Consider the following 15,394-nt stretch of genomic DNA (forward strand, 5'->3'; position numbering starts at 1 on the left):
GCTCAGCAATCGTTGGTTACATCTTTGATTTCTCGCGGAGTAACTTGTGATGCTGATAATCTGTTGACTAGCAGTCTGACTCCACAAGCACCCACACGAATTGCTTGATTCAGTTGTTAAAGAGCGGCTGGTTAAGATCTTTCGTCTCAACCGAGGTGCGCATCTTACAGCGCATCTTTTCAATTTGCAACCTTAAAAGTTTCTGATTTTTCAACAAAATCAACTACTTAAACCAAGAGCAACATCAAACTGCTCGTTAGCGGGAGGCGAATAGTACAGCATTAAAATACGTGGTCAACCCCCCACCTGAAAAATTCTTCTTCCTTACCAAAGCACCCGGGTTGCCACCATGAAATCCTCCAGCGTCTATATAAAGCATCGGGACAGCAGAGAACCCAAACCACCTCGCCTGGACATGCAGGTACAACGACGGCGAGAAAACACTACGACATATGGACACCCAGGGATCCCGAGAGCATGGCTGGTATCGCGTCGAAAATGCCTGGGCCTGGAGCGGACTAGCGCGGCATGCAGGGCACGAAATGCCCTGCTCAATATGACAGAAACGAAAAAGCCCCTGAAATGTTTAACCATTTCAGGGGCTTAGTCTTATTCAATAATGGCGGAGAGATAGGGATTCGAACCCTAGGTACCGGTGAAGGTACAACGGATTTCGAATCCGTCCCATTCGGCCACTCTGGCATCTCTCCAACGGCGCGCATCATAACAACACTTTCGCAGGAAGCGAACCCCCTAAGCGAAATATTTCTGTGCTTTCAGATGCTTGCGTCGGTTAAAGCGGTACGCCCAGACGATTGGCGACTTCTTCGTAGGCTTCGATGACGTCACCGAGGCCCTGACGGAAGCGGTCCTTGTCCATTTTCTTGCCGGTGGCCTTGTCCCACAGACGGCAGCCGTCCGGGCTGAATTCGTCGCCCAGCACGATGGAGCCATCGTGGAACACGCCAAATTCCAGCTTGAAGTCGACCAGCAGCAGGCCGGCGTCGTCGAACAGCTTGCTCAGGACTTCGTTGACCTTGAGCGACAGCTCTTTCATGCGAACCAGCTGCTCGGCGGTGCCCCAACCAAAGGCCACGACGTGGGATTCGTTGATGAACGGGTCGCCCTTGGCGTCGTCCTTCAGGAACAGTTCGAAGGTGTAAGGGTTGAGCTTCATACCCTCTTCGACACCCAGACGCTTGACCAGGCTGCCGGCGGCGTAGTTACGCACGACGCACTCGACCGGGATCATGTCGAGTTTCTTCACCAGGCATTCGTTGTCGCCCAGCAATTTGTCGAATTGGGTCGGCACGCCAGCAGCTTCGAGCTTCTGCATGATGAAGGCATTGAACTTGTTGTTCACCATGCCTTTGCGGTCGAGCTGTTCGATACGCTTGCCATCGAACGCCGAGGTGTCGTTGCGAAACAGCAGGATCAAACGGTTAGCGTCGTCGGTCTTGTAAACCGATTTGGCTTTGCCGCGGTAGAGTTCTTCACGTTTTTCCATGATGGGCTCCGCTTGCTAAGTAGATGGGCTAGGCGATGTGTCGCCAGTCGAGCCCTGAATCTTGATCGGCCAGTTGCAGCCAGTCCGGGTCGCACCCGAGGGTGTCGACAAAACATTGCCGGGCCAGCCGCGGCAGGTTGTTCTTGCTGCTCAGATGGGCCAGGACCAGGTGTTGCAGGTCTTTCCAGCCCAGCTCGGCCACCAGGAATGCCGCCTGATGGTTATTCAAATGTCCCAATTCACCGCCCACCCGCTGCTTGAGAAAGTACGGGTAATGACCGCGAGCCAGCATGTCACGACAGTGATTGGACTCGATCATCAACGCATCGAGGTCCCGATAGCCGTCCAGCACCTTGTCACAATACGACCCCAGGTCGGTCAACAGGCCGAAGCGCCGTTCGCCGTCACTGAAAACATATTGCGTCGGTTCTTGTGCATCGTGGGCCACGGCAATGACACCGATGCTCAAGTCGCCGATTTGCAACTGCTCGCCGCCGGCCAGAAAGCCTGCGGGTTCAATCGGTTTGCGCATCCCGCGCAAGGTCCCGCGACTGAGGTAGACAGGCAGATTGTAGCGCCGAGACAGCAAACCCACGCCATGCACGTGGTCGGCATGTTCGTGGGTCACGAGTATCGCGCTCAGCTGCGCAGGGTTCACACCCAGGCGCAGCAGGCGTTTTTCGGTTTCCCGCAGGGAGAAACCACAATCCACCAATACGTACGTATCAGCGCTGGCTATCAGCGTGCCGTTCCCTTGACTACCGCTGCCGAGAACGGCAAAACGCATAGGATCAGCCCAGGTTGTCCTGAATCTTGCTCAACACTTTACGCGCCACATCTGCCGGCGCCACGGTGTTGATGTTTTTCTCGACGGTGACCTGGACGTTCTCGCCAACCTTGCTCAGGCGAACCTGATAACGCTCGGCGCGGGCGTCAAGCTCTTCCTTGCTCGGCGCGCTGCCGAACAGGCTGCTGAAGAAGCCTGGCTTGTCGTCTTTTTTCTCGGCTTTTTCAGCCAGGTTGATGTAGTACAGGCCCAGGCTGCGGTTGATGTCTTCAACACGCCATTCGCCTTGTTCCAGCGCACGACCAACGCTCGACCAGGCACGATCAAGGTCGGTACCGACGTTCAGTACAGGGTTGCCGCTGCCGTCTTCACTCAGGCTGACACGACTTGGCGCGTCGAAATCACGCGAAGCCAGCATGGAGACCGAACCGCCCTTCTCCGAGATACGGCTCATGCTCGCGAGCATGTCGTCGACCAGTGCCGCGTCCAGGCCAGTGTTGACCGAACGGTTGGTGAAGGCCATGTCAGCGGTGCTGCCGGCAGGACGCTCGGCGCTGACCACATAGACTTCACTGGTGTTGCGCTGCACGCCCGGCTCGATGCGCACCCGCACTCGGGTTTCGCTGTCCGCGCTGACGCCGGCCGCGCTCAGGCGCTTGGCCATGGCCGCAGACAGTTCATCGGAATGCTGCCAGGTCGTGGTGAATTCACCGGTTTGCGGACGCTGCTCATCCAGACGGAAACCGTTGTCCTGGAAGAACTGAACGGCCACGGGCCAGACTTCAGCCGGAGGATTCTGCGCCAGGATGGAGCTGGAGCCGCCGCTCTTCTGCAGGGAGTAGGCGCTGGCGTCGGCACCCGCCGTCAGCGGCTGCGGACGAGGAACAACGTATTCGCCCTTGGCGGTGTCATCGGCCACGTTGCGCGGGATCGGCAACAGCGGATCCAGACGCTTGGCGGTACGGACATCCTGCGGTATTTGCATCGGTGCAGTCTGTTGCGCTTCCAGGTAATCGCTACCACGGTCACGGAAATAACCTTCCGGGCCCCAGATCCATCCGCAGCCACTGGTGCTGGAGATAATCAAGGCAAGTGCGGAAAGTCCGGCCATTCGCTTCATGCGTTGTACTTCCTCAATTAAACCAGGACGCCGCACTGGCGCAGGGCCGTGCGCAGCGTTTCGTGACAAGGTGCGCTCAGCCAGGTCAACGGCAGGCGAATGCCTTCGTGCATCAGGCCCATTTCAACCAAAGCCCACTTCACCGGAATCGGGTTGGCTTCGATGAACAGGTCCTTGTGCAGCGGCATCAGTTTTTCGTTGATTGCCCGGGCAGTCTCGGCATCACCCTTGAGGGCGGCCTCGCACAAATCAGCCATTTCACGCGGAGCGACGTTGGCAGTGACGGAGATGTTGCCCTTGCCGCCCATTAGGATCAGCTCGACCGCGGTCGGATCATCGCCGGAAAGGACGATGAAGTCCTTGCTTACGCCATCGAGGATGGCCTTGGCGCGCTTGAGGTCGCCGGTCGCTTCCTTGATACCGATGATGTTCGGCACGGTGGACAGGCGGATCACGGTTTCGGCCTGCATGTCGCAGGAGGTGCGGCCGGGAACGTTATAGAGAATCTGCGGAATGTCGACCGCTTCGGCGATGTGCTTGAAGTGCAGGTACAGGCCTTCCTGGGTCGGCTTGTTGTAGTACGGCACTACCAGCAGGCAGGCATCGGCGCCGGCTTCCTTGGCATTACGGGTCAATTCGACGGCTTCGCGGGTCGAATTGGCGCCGGTACCGGCGATCACCGGAATGCGACCATTGACCTGCTTGACCACAGCACGGATGACCGCGATGTGCTCGTTGACGTCGAGGGTTGCCGATTCGCCGGTGGTGCCGACGGCGACAATGGCATGGGTGCCGTTTTCAAGGTGGAAGTCCACGAGTTTGCTGAGGCTGTCCCAGTCAAGACGCCCCTGTGCATCCATGGGTGTGACCAGTGCCACCATACTGCCCGCAATCATGAAACCGCTCCTGCCGGAAAAAGAGAGCCGTAATGGTACTGGCGCCAAGATGCTTGCACAAGCGAAGTACTGTGCTGCCGCCATTCCCCTAGGCGCCGGTTTTCGCTACCCTTCAGACTTTGATCGGTACAGACAAGCTCGTCCGTCGGGTTTCAGCCTCCATTTTCGGCATCACAAGCCCTGATCCAGCGTTGCCGCCTCTCGCTCCCGCCCCGCAGGAGCACGTCGCAACCTGCCGCTTGGGGTTTTCTGAATTCGCATCCGCAGGCTCGTTCCCGACAAAACGCCCTTTGGACGTATCGACCGCTCATCGCTTTAGGAATGCTGCATGTCCACCCCCACAGTTCGCGAACAATTCCTTGTTATCAGTGCCCTCGGCGCCAACCCCATGGAGCTGACCAACGTCCTGTGCCGCGCCAGCCATGAAAACCGCTGCGCCGTTGTCACCTCTCGCCTGACCCGTCATGGCGAATGCAGTGCGCTGGTACTGGAAATCTCCGGTAGCTGGGATGCCTTGGCGCGCCTGGAAGGCAGCCTGCCAGTACTGGCCAAGCGGCATGCGTTCACGGTCAACGTGGTGCGCAGCGCGGCCCTTGAAAACCGCCCCCAGGCCCTGCCGTACGTCGCTTATGTCAGCTCGGCCTACCGCTCGGACATCATCAACGAGCTGTGCCAGTTCTTCATGGACCACAATGTCGAGCTGGAAAACCTGACCTGCGACACCTATCAGGCTCCGCAGACCGGCGGCACCATGCTCAACGCCACGTTTACCGTGACCTTGCCGGCCGGCGTGCAAATCAGCTGGCTGCGCGATCAGTTCCTGGATTTTGCCGACGCGCTGAATCTCGATGCCCTGATCGAACCCTGGCGCCCACAGAACCCAATGTAAGGAAGCTTTCATGGCCGTTGCCATCGACCAACCGGTTGCCGATTTCGAAGCCCCCGCCACCAGCGGGCAAACCGTCAGCCTCGCCGGCCTGAAAGGCAAGCAGGTGGTGATCTACTTCTACCCCAAGGACAGCACGCCGGGCTGCACGACCGAAGGGCAAGGCTTTCGTGATCAGTACGCTGCGTTCAAGGCCGCCAATACCGAAGTGTTCGGCGTGTCTCGCGACAGCCTGAAATCCCACGAGAACTTCAAGTGCAAACAGGAATTTCCCTTTGAGCTGATCAGCGACAAGGACGAAGCCATCTGCCAGCTGTTCGACGTGATCAAGCTGAAAAAGCTCTACGGCAAGGAATACATGGGCGTGGATCGCAGCACGTTCCTGATCGACGCCAAAGGCGTGCTGCGTCAGGAATGGCGCGGCGTGAAGGTGCCGGGGCATGTTGATGCCGTTTTGGCGGCTGCTCAGGCACTGAACAAGGCCTGAGTACCTCAAAAAAATCGCAGCCATGAGCTGCGATTTTTTTATCTCCACCGACTTAAAGCAGTGGCGATACCACCGGCTCCTTGCGCGGCCAAGCGTCCAGCACAGCCTTGAACAGCGTCGCCAGGGGAATCGCAAAGAACACCCCCCAGAAGCCCCACAACCCGCCAAACAGCAGCACCGCGCAGATGATCGCCACCGGGTGCAGGTTGACCGCCTCCGAGAACAGCAAGGGCACCAGCACGTTGCCATCCAGCGTCTGAATGATCCCGTAAACCGCCATCAAGTATATGAACTGATCGCTCCAGCCCCACTGGAACAGCGCAATCAGAAACACGGGCACGGTCACCACCACGGCGCCGACGTAAGGCACCACCACCGAAATCCCCACCAGCAGTGCCAGCAGCGCCGCGTAGTTGAGTTCAAGAACAACGAAGGCGATGTACGTCACGCCACCGCAAATGAAGATTTCGATGACCTTGCCGCGAATGTAGTTGGCGATCTGCCGGTTCATTTCATGGGCGACCCGGGTGATCAACGCCCGTTCACGGGGCAGGTAACCGCGCACCCACTGGCCGATCATGGCCCGATCCTTGAGGAAGAAAAACACCAGGATCGGCACCAGCACCAGATAGATCATGATGTTTACAAGCAATGGCAGGCTCGATAGCGAGAACGTGAGCGCCCACTGACCAAACTTGCCGATTTCGCCCCGCGCCACTTCAATGGCCCGCAGCACTTGCTCATCGGATACCAGGTGCGGATAGCGCTCAGGCAGCAGCAACAAGAGTGACTGCCACTTGGCAAGCATGCCGGGCAACTCATTGAACAACGTAATCAACTGGTGCCACAGCAACGGCACGACAACCACGATGAATACCAGCAACAACCCCATGAATAACGCAAAGACCAGCCCCACCGCGACCCAACCCGGCACGCGCAGGCGCTCGAGGGTCACCACCAGCCCCTGCATCAGATACGCCAGCACCATGCCCGCGAGCACCGGCGCCAGCATACCGCCCAGGGTCAGTACGACGGTGAATGCCAGAAACAGCAGGACAGCCAGCACCACCGCTTCTTCATCGGAGAAATAGCGCTGAATCCAGTCGCGTAACACTTTGAACATCAATAATCCTTAGGAGTAAACGCAGCCGATTTCAGGCTTTTTTCAACCAGTAGCGGTAAACACCCGCTTCATCTTCTTCACGAAGCAGGGTATGACCGGCCAATCGGGCAAAGGTGCGAAAGTCGCGCTGCGAACCCGCGTCGGTGGCGATGACCTTGAGTACCGCACCACTGGCCAACCGGTTGAGCTCCATCTTGGCCTTGAGCAACGGCAACGGGCAATTCAGGCCACTGGCATCCAGTTCAACGTCATGCTCTACAGCGTCGGTCATTGCATCACTCCGGGTCAGGTGGTTGAGTAGCCTAGAATATCTGGTCGCAACGCCGGTGTCCGGCTACAGTAAGGTCTTTGTCGACTAAGGCTTTGTGCATGACATTTTTGCGCCCTACCCTGCTGACGCTCGCTTGCCTGCTCGCCTCACCGGGCTTCGCCGACGACCTGCCGTCACTCGGCGACGCCAGTTCTGCCATTGTCTCACCGCAACAGGAATACCAGCTCGGCCGCGCCTGGCTGGCAATGTTGCGCAGTCAGGTTTCGCAGCTCAACGATCCGCAGCTCAAGGATTACGTGGAATCCAGCGTTTACCGACTGGTGGAGACCAGCCAGGTCACTGACCGGCGCCTGGAATTCATCCTGATCAACAGCCCGCAGCTCAACGCCTTTGCCGCGCCGGGCGGGATCGTCGGGGTGAACGGAGGTTTGTTCCTCAACGCCCAGACCGAAGGCGAATACGCTTCGGTACTGGCGCACGAATTGGCTCACTTGTCGCAGCGCCACTTTGCCCGGGGCGTAGAGGCACAGCAACGCATGCAAGTACCCATGATGGCCGCATTGCTGGCCGGTATCGTGATCGCAGCCGCGGGCGCCGGTGATGCCGGGATCGCGGCCATTGCCGGCACACAGGCAGCGGCCATTCAGGAACAACGGCGATTCTCCCGCCAGAACGAACAGGAAGCCGACCGCATCGGCATTCTCAATCTGGAAAAGGCCGGTTATGACCCCCGGTCGATGCCCACCATGTTCGAACGCCTGATGCGTCAGTACCGCTACGATGCCAAGCCACCGGAATTCCTGCTGACTCACCCGGTCACCGAATCGCGTATCGCCGACACCCGCAACCGCGCCGAACAGGCGCCACAGGGCGGCATCGAAGACAGCATGCGCTACCAACTGATCCGCGCGCGAGTCCAGCTGATCTATGAAGAGACCCCGGGTCTCGGTGCCAAGCGCTTCCGCGCCCAGCTCGACGAAAACCCGAAAAGCGACGTGGCGCGCTACGGCCTGGCGATTGCCCAGATCAAGGGCGGTCAACTGAACGAAGCACGGGAAAACCTCAAGCTGCTACTGGCCAAGGCACCCAACGAGATCATCTACAACCTGGCTCAGGTCGACCTGGACATCACTAACAATCGCCTGCCGGACGCCCAGTCCCGGGTTGACCGGTTGATGGCCCAGTACCCTGGCAACTATCCGCTGAATCAGGTGCGCGTCGACCTGCTGCTGAAGCAGAACCGCGCCGCGGATGCGGAGAAAGCCCTCGAAAGCCTGCTCAAATCGCGTCCGGATGATCCGGACGTGTGGTATCAGGTTGCCGAGACGCGCGGCCTGTCGGGCAATATCATCGGCCTGCATCAGGCTCGCGCCGAATATTTTGCGCTGGTCGGGGACTACAAACAGGCCATTCAGCAGCTGGACTTCGCCAAACGCAAGGCCGGCAGCAACTTCCCGCTGTCTTCGCGAATCGACGCGCGGCAACGCGAGCTGATGGAACAGGAGCGAATGATCAAGGACATGATGGGCTGACGCCCCGGAGACAAAAAGTCCGGACACAAAAAAACCGCCTCTTTCGAGGCGGTTTTTATTCATCCAACAACCGGGTTATTCAGCCAGCTTGAAGGTAATGAAGCTCGCACGACCCTGACGTAGTACCCGCATCGACACCGAGCGGTTCTTTGGCAGCGCCTTGGCGATGTCCGCGAACTCCTTGGTGGAACCGATGGCCTGGTTGTTCAGGTGGGTGATCACATCACCCGGTTGCAAGCCGATCATGGCTGCAGGACCGTCCTGCACTTCCTTGATCACCACACCACCTTTGAGGTCGTATGTTTTCTTCTGGTCGTCAGTCAACTCGACCACGGAAACACCGAGGCGATTGCTGCTGCGCTCGATGCTGGATTTTGGCTCGGCGCCCATCTCCTTGCCTTCTTCCGGAATTGCACCGACGGTCAGTTCGACGTTCTTGCGCTTGCCGTCACGGATCACTTCCAGATTGGCTTTTGCACCAGCCTTCAATGCGCCAACGAGGTGCGGCAGGTCGGCCGACATAACGATTGGCTGACCGTTCATGCTCAGGATCACGTCGCCAACCTGCAGGCCACCCTTGGCAGCCGGACCATCATCCTGGATTTGGGCAACCAGTGCACCGGCCGGTTTCTCCAGACCGAACGACTCGGCCAGGTCCTTGCTCACTTCCTGAATCACGACGCCCAGCCAGCCACGGCTGACCTTGCCACCGGATTTCAGCTGATTGGAAACATCCATGGCCACGTCGATCGGGATTGCAAACGACACGCCCATGAAGCCACCGGAGCGGGTATAGATCTGCGAGTTGATCCCGACCACCTCACCGTTCAGGTTGAACAGCGGGCCACCCGAGTTACCCGGGTTGATCGGCACGTCGGTCTGGATGAACGGCACATAGTTTTCGTTCGGCAGGCTGCGACCGACGGCACTGACGATGCCTTGGGTCACTGTGTGGTCAAAGCCGAATGGCGAACCGATCGCGACAACCCATTGGCCGGCCTTCAGGTCCTGGGATTTACCGAGCTTGAGCACTGGCAGATCCTTGCCTTCGATTTTCAGCAGCGCCACGTCGGAACGTGGATCGGTACCGATCAGCTTGGCTTTCATTTCGCTGCGATCAGCCAGGCGGACGAGGATTTCGTCAGCATCGGCGATCACGTGGTTGTTGGTCAGGATATAGCCATCAGTAGAGATGATGAAACCCGAGCCCAGGGACGTTGCCTCGCGCTGTCGGTCGCGAGGTGAGCGCGATTGTGGCGGCATGCCCCGTTCGAAGAATTCGCGCAACATTGGCGGCAAGCCTTCGAGATCGGGCATTTGTTGGCTGACTTTGCGATCCGGCAGCTTTTGCGTGGTACTGATGTTCACGACTGCAGGCGAGGCCTGTTCGACCAATTGCGTAAAGTCAGGCAACTCGACCGCTTGGGCGGTGACCGCCTGACCGAGCACCAGCACGGTGGCAATAATGGAAAGGTAAGACTTCAAGCGTGGTATCGACATACGGCTCCCGTTACGACGAGCAGGGTTAAGCGATATGGAGCAAGGAACACCGGGAACAATACGCCGGTATTTTTGTTCCGGGAACAACAAACAAGGCCAGAGCCGAGGGGCTCTGACCTATAAGAAATTTACGGGATTTTTGCAAATTGAAATGCTCACGAAACATTTCGAATTCAGCTCACTGCTTGGTTGCAGCGGTGTCGGTGCGCATCGAAAGCGCTATCCGTTCAGCAGTACCGACCGGTATCTCGCCGACGACGGTCACCATCATGTCGCCCTGTGCCGTGGCCAAGCGCCGGGAAACGGCAACGGTGGGCCCCAACTGAGTGCGGGTGTCAGTGACTGTTGCGCCATTCAACGGCTCGAGGAATACCGAAAAGCGCGTCAGACCGTCGTCATACATCAGGCTATTGACCTGGGTTTTGGTCTCCGGATCCTTGCGAGCGGTGCTGCTGGTCAACTCGAAGCCGGGCGGCAACCAGTCGGAGCGCCAGACCTGGGCAGACTTGACGGCAGAAGCCTTGTCACTTTCAAGATTGACTGGCTTGCAATCATTACTGGCCTGCAGGTCTTTTTCGGAAGGAACGTCAGCGGTATCCAGTTGTGTGAACTGGAAGCGCTCCAACAACCGCCCCTTGTCGTCCAATAGCAAAGACTTCAGAGGCAGGCCGGTCTCTTTATCCAGATGCAGTTCAAAACCGTAGCGGTGTTGATCGCGGGGTGTGAGCGATACGATCACCGCCGAACGCCCGGCGACACGCGACTTGCCGATGACGGCGAGGTCATACCAACTCTTGAGCTTTTGAGGATCGAGTGCACGGGCAGCGGAGTTGGGGGAGTCCCCAAGCCCTGCTATCAGCGTGCCGCTGACGCATTGAGTTTGCCCATCAATGCGAACGACTTCCTGAGCGGAACCGTCGAGCTGGATCAATCGCTCGCGGACCTTTCCATCCTGGACGCGGTGCCAGATGTTATGGGTAGAAAAACTACCGTTACGCTCGTAGACGAAAGTACCCTGAAAGCTTTGCTGTTGCTCTGCCTGGCCCAGGCGGGTCAACCAGTCCTGGGCTTCATCGGCTTGGGCTGGAACGATGAACCAGCCGCTGAGCAGAAGCGAAAGTAGAGGTATGGCGCGCATGATCCTCCTTAACGGTTTTCCAGGCTTGCGGCACGAGCGTAAGGCAGAGCGCTCTCAGTGCCTTTCAGTGCAGCCTGTTGTGCGTGTTGGCGCAAGTAACCTGGCAGACGCTGATCATGCCAGCCTGGTTGACCTTGCAATACGCCGTTGGCCATTGGGCCAGTAGCATCCGAACTCTCATTGTAGCCTGCCAAAACGGCTGGGCCTTTTACTTGAGGAACGGCCAGCGCGGGTTGACTGGATTGCTGGGCCAGTTCGACACCGGCGATCTCATCCTGGTTGTACAAACGCACACCGGCCAGCACCGCCAGGGTCACCGAAGCTGCGACCGCCAGACGACCCAGGCTGCGCCATGGACCACGGGAAGCTTTTGCCGGTACGGCTTCGTCAGCCAAGGCAGCAGAAACAGCCGCAGCGATATCCAGGCGTGGAAGCAGCAGATCCTTGTGCATCACTGCCCGAGCGATCTGATAACGAGCCCATGTTTCACGGGTTTCAACATCGTCACAGGCATTCAATACCCGACGCAATTCCAATTCGTCCGCTTCGTTATCCATCACTGCGGACAGCGATTCCTGCAGGGCTTCACGACTCATGGCGTTCCTCTCTTGGCTGTCGCCGCTGTCTTTAGTTTTCCTGCAACAACGGCTGCAGGGCTTTGTCGATGGCCTCCCGGGCGCGGAAGATCCGGGAGCGCACGGTGCCTACCGGACATTGCATGACACTCGCAATGTCCTCGTAACTCAGACCATCAAACTCACGTAAAGTTAAAGCCGTACGCAAATCTTCCGGCAGTTGCTGAATGGTTCGATGGACGGTGCCTTCGATCTCATCCCGCAGCAAAGCCCGTTCTGGCGACTCGAGATCCTTGAGGCCATGATCGCCATCGTAGAACTCTGCATCCTCGGAACTGACATCGCTATCCGGCGGCCGACGGCCGCGTGAAACCAGATAGTTTTTCGCCGTGTTGATGGCGATGCGGTAAAGCCACGTATAAAACGCGCTGTCTCCGCGAAAATTTCCAAGTGCACGGTACGCCTTGATAAAGGCTTCTTGTGCCACATCCTGGGCTTCATGGGTGTCGTGCACGAAACGCACGATCAACCCGAGAATTTTGTGCTGGTATTTCAGCACTAGCAGATCGAAAGCACGCTTGTCGCCGCGCTGAACGCGTTCGACCAGTTGCTGATCCTCTTCCTGGGTTAGCATGAACACTCCTCGATGAGCTCGGAGGAGGATTGCAGAAGTAAACCACCAGACTTGCAAACATAGACTCGGGCTTTTCGCAAAAGTTCTCCCCCTCCAGGCAAGTTTCCTGCGGGCTCTGATTTGGCACGCACGAAAAGCGCAGCACGAGTTGACCCGGCTGCGCGGATAATCTTGTCATCGGATTCTTCGGCAAGGATCGAACTGCAATCCCGCACTGAAGCCGACACTGTCCCTTGTTTCAGGCAACCGTCTATTGATCTTGGCCCTTTGGCAAAAGTTCCAAATATTTATAGTTGCACCGAATCGACATTGTGCAACCGTGAAGGGAAAATGGCTGTTAAATCGGCGATACAGCCATTCTCGCGCCCAACGGGCAGAAAAACATCCGACGAAGCGACCGATGTTTTGCGTCACAGTAGTTTCACAATGCCATGCTAGCTCGGGTATTGTGCCGCTCCCCCCCTCTATATACTAGTGGGCTGTGCGGCTGCCTTGACTCGCCTGTCCAGCTGCGCCACCCCCGATCCGGGTCGCTTTGAGCGGAATCCTGAAATGAGCCAACAGTTTCAACACGATGTTCTGGTAATTGGCAGCGGCGCTGCCGGCTTGAGCCTTGCGCTGACCTTGCCCGGTCATTTGCGCATTGCTGTTCTGAGCAAGGGCAACCTCGCCAATGGCTCGACTTTCTGGGCCCAGGGCGGCGTTGCGGCCGTGCTGGACGACACCGACACCGTTGAATCCCATGTCGACGACACACTCAATGCCGGCGGCGGCCTGTGCCATGAGGACGCCGTGCGCTTCACCGTCGAGCACAGCAGGGAAGCGATTCAATGGCTGATCGACCAGGGCGTGCCCTTTACCCGCGATGAACAGTCGAGTACCGAAGATGGCGGGTTCGAGTTCCACCTGACCCGCGAGGGCGGTCACAGCCATCGGCGCATCATTCACGCCGCCGATGCCACCGGCGCTGCCATTTTCACCACCCTGCTCGACCAGGCCCGGAAACGACCGAACATCGAACTGCTGGAACAGCGGGTTGCGGTTGACCTGATCACCGAGAAACGCCTGGGACTCGAAGGTGATCGCTGCCTCGGCGCTTATGTGCTCAATCGCGGTACCGGCGAAGTCGACACCTACGGCGCGCGCTTTGTGATCCTCGCCTCCGGTGGAGCGGCCAAGGTTTATCTCTACACCAGTAACCCTGACGGCGCCTGCGGCGATGGCATCGCCATGGCTTGGCGCTCGGGCTGCCGGGTGGCGAACCTGGAGTTCAACCAGTTCCACCCTACTTGCCTGTATCACCCGCAAGCCAAGAGCTTCCTGGTTACCGAAGCCCTGCGAGGCGAAGGTGCCCACCTGAAGCTGCCCAACGGCGAGCGCTTCATGCAGCGCTTCGATCCTCGGGCCGAGTTGGCGCCACGGGATATCGTCGCCCGGGCCATCGACCATGAAATGAAGCGCCTGGGTATCGATTGCGTCTATCTGGACATCAGCCACAAGCCCGAAGCCTTCATCAAGACGCACTTCCCGACGGTGTACGAACGCTGCCTGGAATTTTCCATCGACATCACCAAACAACCGATTCCGGTGGTCCCGGCGGCGCACTACACCTGCGGCGGCGTGATGGTCGATCAACAGGGGCGCACCGATGTGCCGGGGCTGTACGCCATTGGCGAAACCAGTTTCACCGGCCTGCACGGCGCCAACCGCATGGCCAGCAACTCGCTGCTGGAATGTTTCGTCTACGCCCGCTCGGCGGCAGCGGACATTCTCGAACAGCTGCCCCTGATTCCGATGCCAACCCCCCTTCCCGCCTGGGATGCGAGCCAGGTCACCGATTCCGATGAAGACGTGATCATTGCGCACAACTGGGATGAACTGCGGCGATTCATGTGGGACTACGTTGGCATCGTGCGCACCAACAAGCGTCTGCAACGGGCGCAACACCGCGTGCAACTGTTGCTGGATGAAATCGACGAGTTCTATAGCAACTACAAGGTCAGCCGGGATTTGATCGAGCTGCGCAACCTGGCCCAAGTGGCCGAGCTGATGATTCTGTCAGCCATGGAGCGCAAGGAAAGCCGTGGTCTGCATTACACCCTCGACTACCCGAACATGTTGCCGGTCGCGCTGGACACTATTCTGGTGCCGCCCACCTACGTCGGCTGAATTTGAGCCGGACCCGCAGGCGTCGGTGCACATCCGCCGTCTGCGCATCCCGGGGCACGCAAATGGCCCGGACCCGGCGCTCGCCACGTAGTCGAAAACGCAGTACCACCACCAGCGGCAGCGCCAGGCTATCCGGCCTCAATTGCACGGGCTGCCAACCCTTGGCCCGACTCCACAACTGCCAGCCATCGGCATCGCGCCGCAAGCCGCAAAAGGCCTGCGGGTGGGTCAGCAGGATTTGCCGGGGTAACAACCAGACTCCGTGAGCCACGCACAGCACGACGCCGAGCGCGCTGGCCCAGACCGGAATTGACAGTAAAAACAAAGAACCCAACGCGAACAGCTGGGCCAGAAGATACGCCGCCAGCAACTGCCGTGAGGCTTGCCAGCGGCATTCGAACCCATTACTTGGGCTGGACACGATCCAGGATCATGCGAACCATGCGTTGCAGCTCAGGATCTTCCGATTCGCTGCGTTCCATGAACCAGCCGAACATGTCCTGATCTTCGCATTCGAGCAACCTGACGTAGCAGGCGCGATCAACCTCGTTGAGGTGCCGGTAAACCTCTTTCACAAACGGCACCAGCAACACGTCAAGCTCAAGCATGCCGCGGCGGCTGTGCCAGTAGAGGCGGTTCAGTTCAACATCTTCGACCATGGAGCGCTCCTCAAATAGGCCGCAAGTATACAGGCCCGCGCCCCGTCGAACAGTCGGCTTTGGTCGGTCGCCGATGATCCTTTGTGAACTACCCATTTCCAAGGCGCCCC

General features: G+C 58.5%; 16 protein-coding genes and 1 tRNA gene. 4 read left to right on the top strand and 13 right to left on the bottom strand.

All coding sequences use genetic code 11. The features are described 5' to 3' along the window. Positions 1–620: 620 nt before the first annotated feature. The 5 genes from KGA85_RS21790 to dapA form a co-directional block, all read right to left on the bottom strand. A tRNA-Ser gene (locus KGA85_RS21790) sits at positions 621–710 on the bottom strand. A gap of 83 nt (positions 711–793) precedes the next feature. Continuing rightward, entirely contained in the window at positions 794–1,507 is a 714-nt protein-coding gene (gene purC, locus KGA85_RS21795) for a phosphoribosylaminoimidazolesuccinocarboxamide synthase (RefSeq protein ID WP_007944067.1), read from the bottom strand. A gap of 28 nt (positions 1,508–1,535) precedes the next feature. Beyond that, positions 1,536–2,294, bottom strand: coding sequence for an MBL fold metallo-hydrolase (locus KGA85_RS21800; RefSeq protein ID WP_218430385.1), 759 nt, complete (start codon positions 2,292–2,294; stop codon positions 1,536–1,538). Positions 2,295–2,298: 4 nt separating this feature from the next. Next, complete coding sequence (bamC, locus tag KGA85_RS21805) at positions 2,299–3,414, bottom strand: outer membrane protein assembly factor BamC (RefSeq protein WP_223458282.1); 1,116 nt, start codon at positions 3,412–3,414, stop codon at positions 2,299–2,301. A gap of 17 nt (positions 3,415–3,431) precedes the next feature. Continuing rightward, entirely contained in the window at positions 3,432–4,310 is an 879-nt protein-coding gene (dapA, locus tag KGA85_RS21810; RefSeq protein ID WP_223445998.1) for a 4-hydroxy-tetrahydrodipicolinate synthase, read from the bottom strand. A gap of 328 nt (positions 4,311–4,638) precedes the next feature. Here dapA and KGA85_RS21815 point away from each other — a divergent pair, with 328 nt between their 5' ends. Continuing rightward, positions 4,639–5,199, top strand: a complete 561-nt coding sequence (locus KGA85_RS21815; protein ID WP_007979776.1) for a glycine cleavage system protein R — start codon at positions 4,639–4,641, stop codon at positions 5,197–5,199. Between the two features lie 10 nt (positions 5,200–5,209). Then, entirely contained in the window at positions 5,210–5,683 is a 474-nt protein-coding gene (locus KGA85_RS21820) for a peroxiredoxin (RefSeq protein ID WP_110658539.1), read from the top strand. 52 nt (positions 5,684–5,735) lie between these two features. On the opposite strand, the gene KGA85_RS21825 is transcribed toward KGA85_RS21820, so the two are convergent. Both KGA85_RS21825 and KGA85_RS21830 read right to left on the bottom strand, forming a co-directional pair. After that, a complete protein-coding gene (locus KGA85_RS21825; RefSeq protein WP_150727526.1) occupies positions 5,736–6,806 on the bottom strand; it encodes an AI-2E family transporter in 1,071 nt (356 codons plus the stop codon). Between the two features lie 31 nt (positions 6,807–6,837). Beyond that, positions 6,838–7,077: a sulfurtransferase TusA family protein gene (locus KGA85_RS21830; RefSeq protein WP_007979782.1), complete on the bottom strand. Its 240-nt coding sequence runs from the start codon at positions 7,075–7,077 to the stop codon at positions 6,838–6,840. A gap of 98 nt (positions 7,078–7,175) precedes the next feature. Here KGA85_RS21830 and KGA85_RS21835 point away from each other — a divergent pair, with 98 nt between their 5' ends. After that, positions 7,176–8,609, top strand: a complete 1,434-nt coding sequence (locus KGA85_RS21835) for a M48 family metalloprotease (RefSeq protein WP_223458284.1) — start codon at positions 7,176–7,178, stop codon at positions 8,607–8,609. A gap of 75 nt (positions 8,610–8,684) precedes the next feature. On the opposite strand, the gene KGA85_RS21840 is transcribed toward KGA85_RS21835, so the two are convergent. The 4 genes from KGA85_RS21840 to rpoE form a co-directional block, all read right to left on the bottom strand. Further along, a complete protein-coding gene (locus KGA85_RS21840; protein ID WP_223458286.1) occupies positions 8,685–10,109 on the bottom strand; it encodes a DegQ family serine endoprotease in 1,425 nt (474 codons plus the stop codon). A 178-nt stretch (positions 10,110–10,287) separates the two neighbouring features. Next, positions 10,288–11,247 (bottom strand): MucB/RseB C-terminal domain-containing protein, encoded by a 960-nt coding sequence (locus tag KGA85_RS21845; RefSeq protein ID WP_223458288.1) that lies wholly within the window; start codon positions 11,245–11,247, stop codon positions 10,288–10,290. An 8-nt stretch (positions 11,248–11,255) separates the two neighbouring features. After that, a complete protein-coding gene (locus KGA85_RS21850) occupies positions 11,256–11,843 on the bottom strand; it encodes a sigma-E factor negative regulatory protein (protein ID WP_223458290.1) in 588 nt (195 codons plus the stop codon). 31 nt (positions 11,844–11,874) lie between these two features. Then, positions 11,875–12,456, bottom strand: a complete 582-nt coding sequence (gene rpoE, locus KGA85_RS21855) for an RNA polymerase sigma factor RpoE (RefSeq protein ID WP_003172477.1) — start codon at positions 12,454–12,456, stop codon at positions 11,875–11,877. Between the two features lie 552 nt (positions 12,457–13,008). Between rpoE and nadB the strand changes: the two genes are divergently transcribed. Next, positions 13,009–14,625, top strand: coding sequence for an L-aspartate oxidase (nadB, locus tag KGA85_RS21860; RefSeq protein WP_223458292.1), 1,617 nt, complete (start codon positions 13,009–13,011; stop codon positions 14,623–14,625). On the opposite strand, the gene KGA85_RS21865 is transcribed toward nadB, so the two are convergent. After that, a complete protein-coding gene (locus KGA85_RS21865) occupies positions 14,594–15,046 on the bottom strand; it encodes a protein YgfX (RefSeq protein ID WP_223458294.1) in 453 nt (150 codons plus the stop codon). The two genes, nadB and KGA85_RS21865, sit on opposite strands and share 32 nt — an antisense overlap. Next, on the bottom strand, positions 15,030–15,284 hold the full coding sequence (locus tag KGA85_RS21870) for a succinate dehydrogenase assembly factor 2 (protein ID WP_057716026.1): 255 nt from the start codon (positions 15,282–15,284) through the stop codon (positions 15,030–15,032). The genes KGA85_RS21865 and KGA85_RS21870 overlap by 17 nt, the downstream gene beginning before the upstream one ends. Positions 15,285–15,394 lie beyond the last annotated feature (110 nt).

Source organism: Pseudomonas sp. GL-B-12, from assembly GCF_019955895.1.
In the GTDB taxonomy this organism is placed as follows: domain Bacteria; phylum Pseudomonadota; class Gammaproteobacteria; order Pseudomonadales; family Pseudomonadaceae; genus Aquipseudomonas.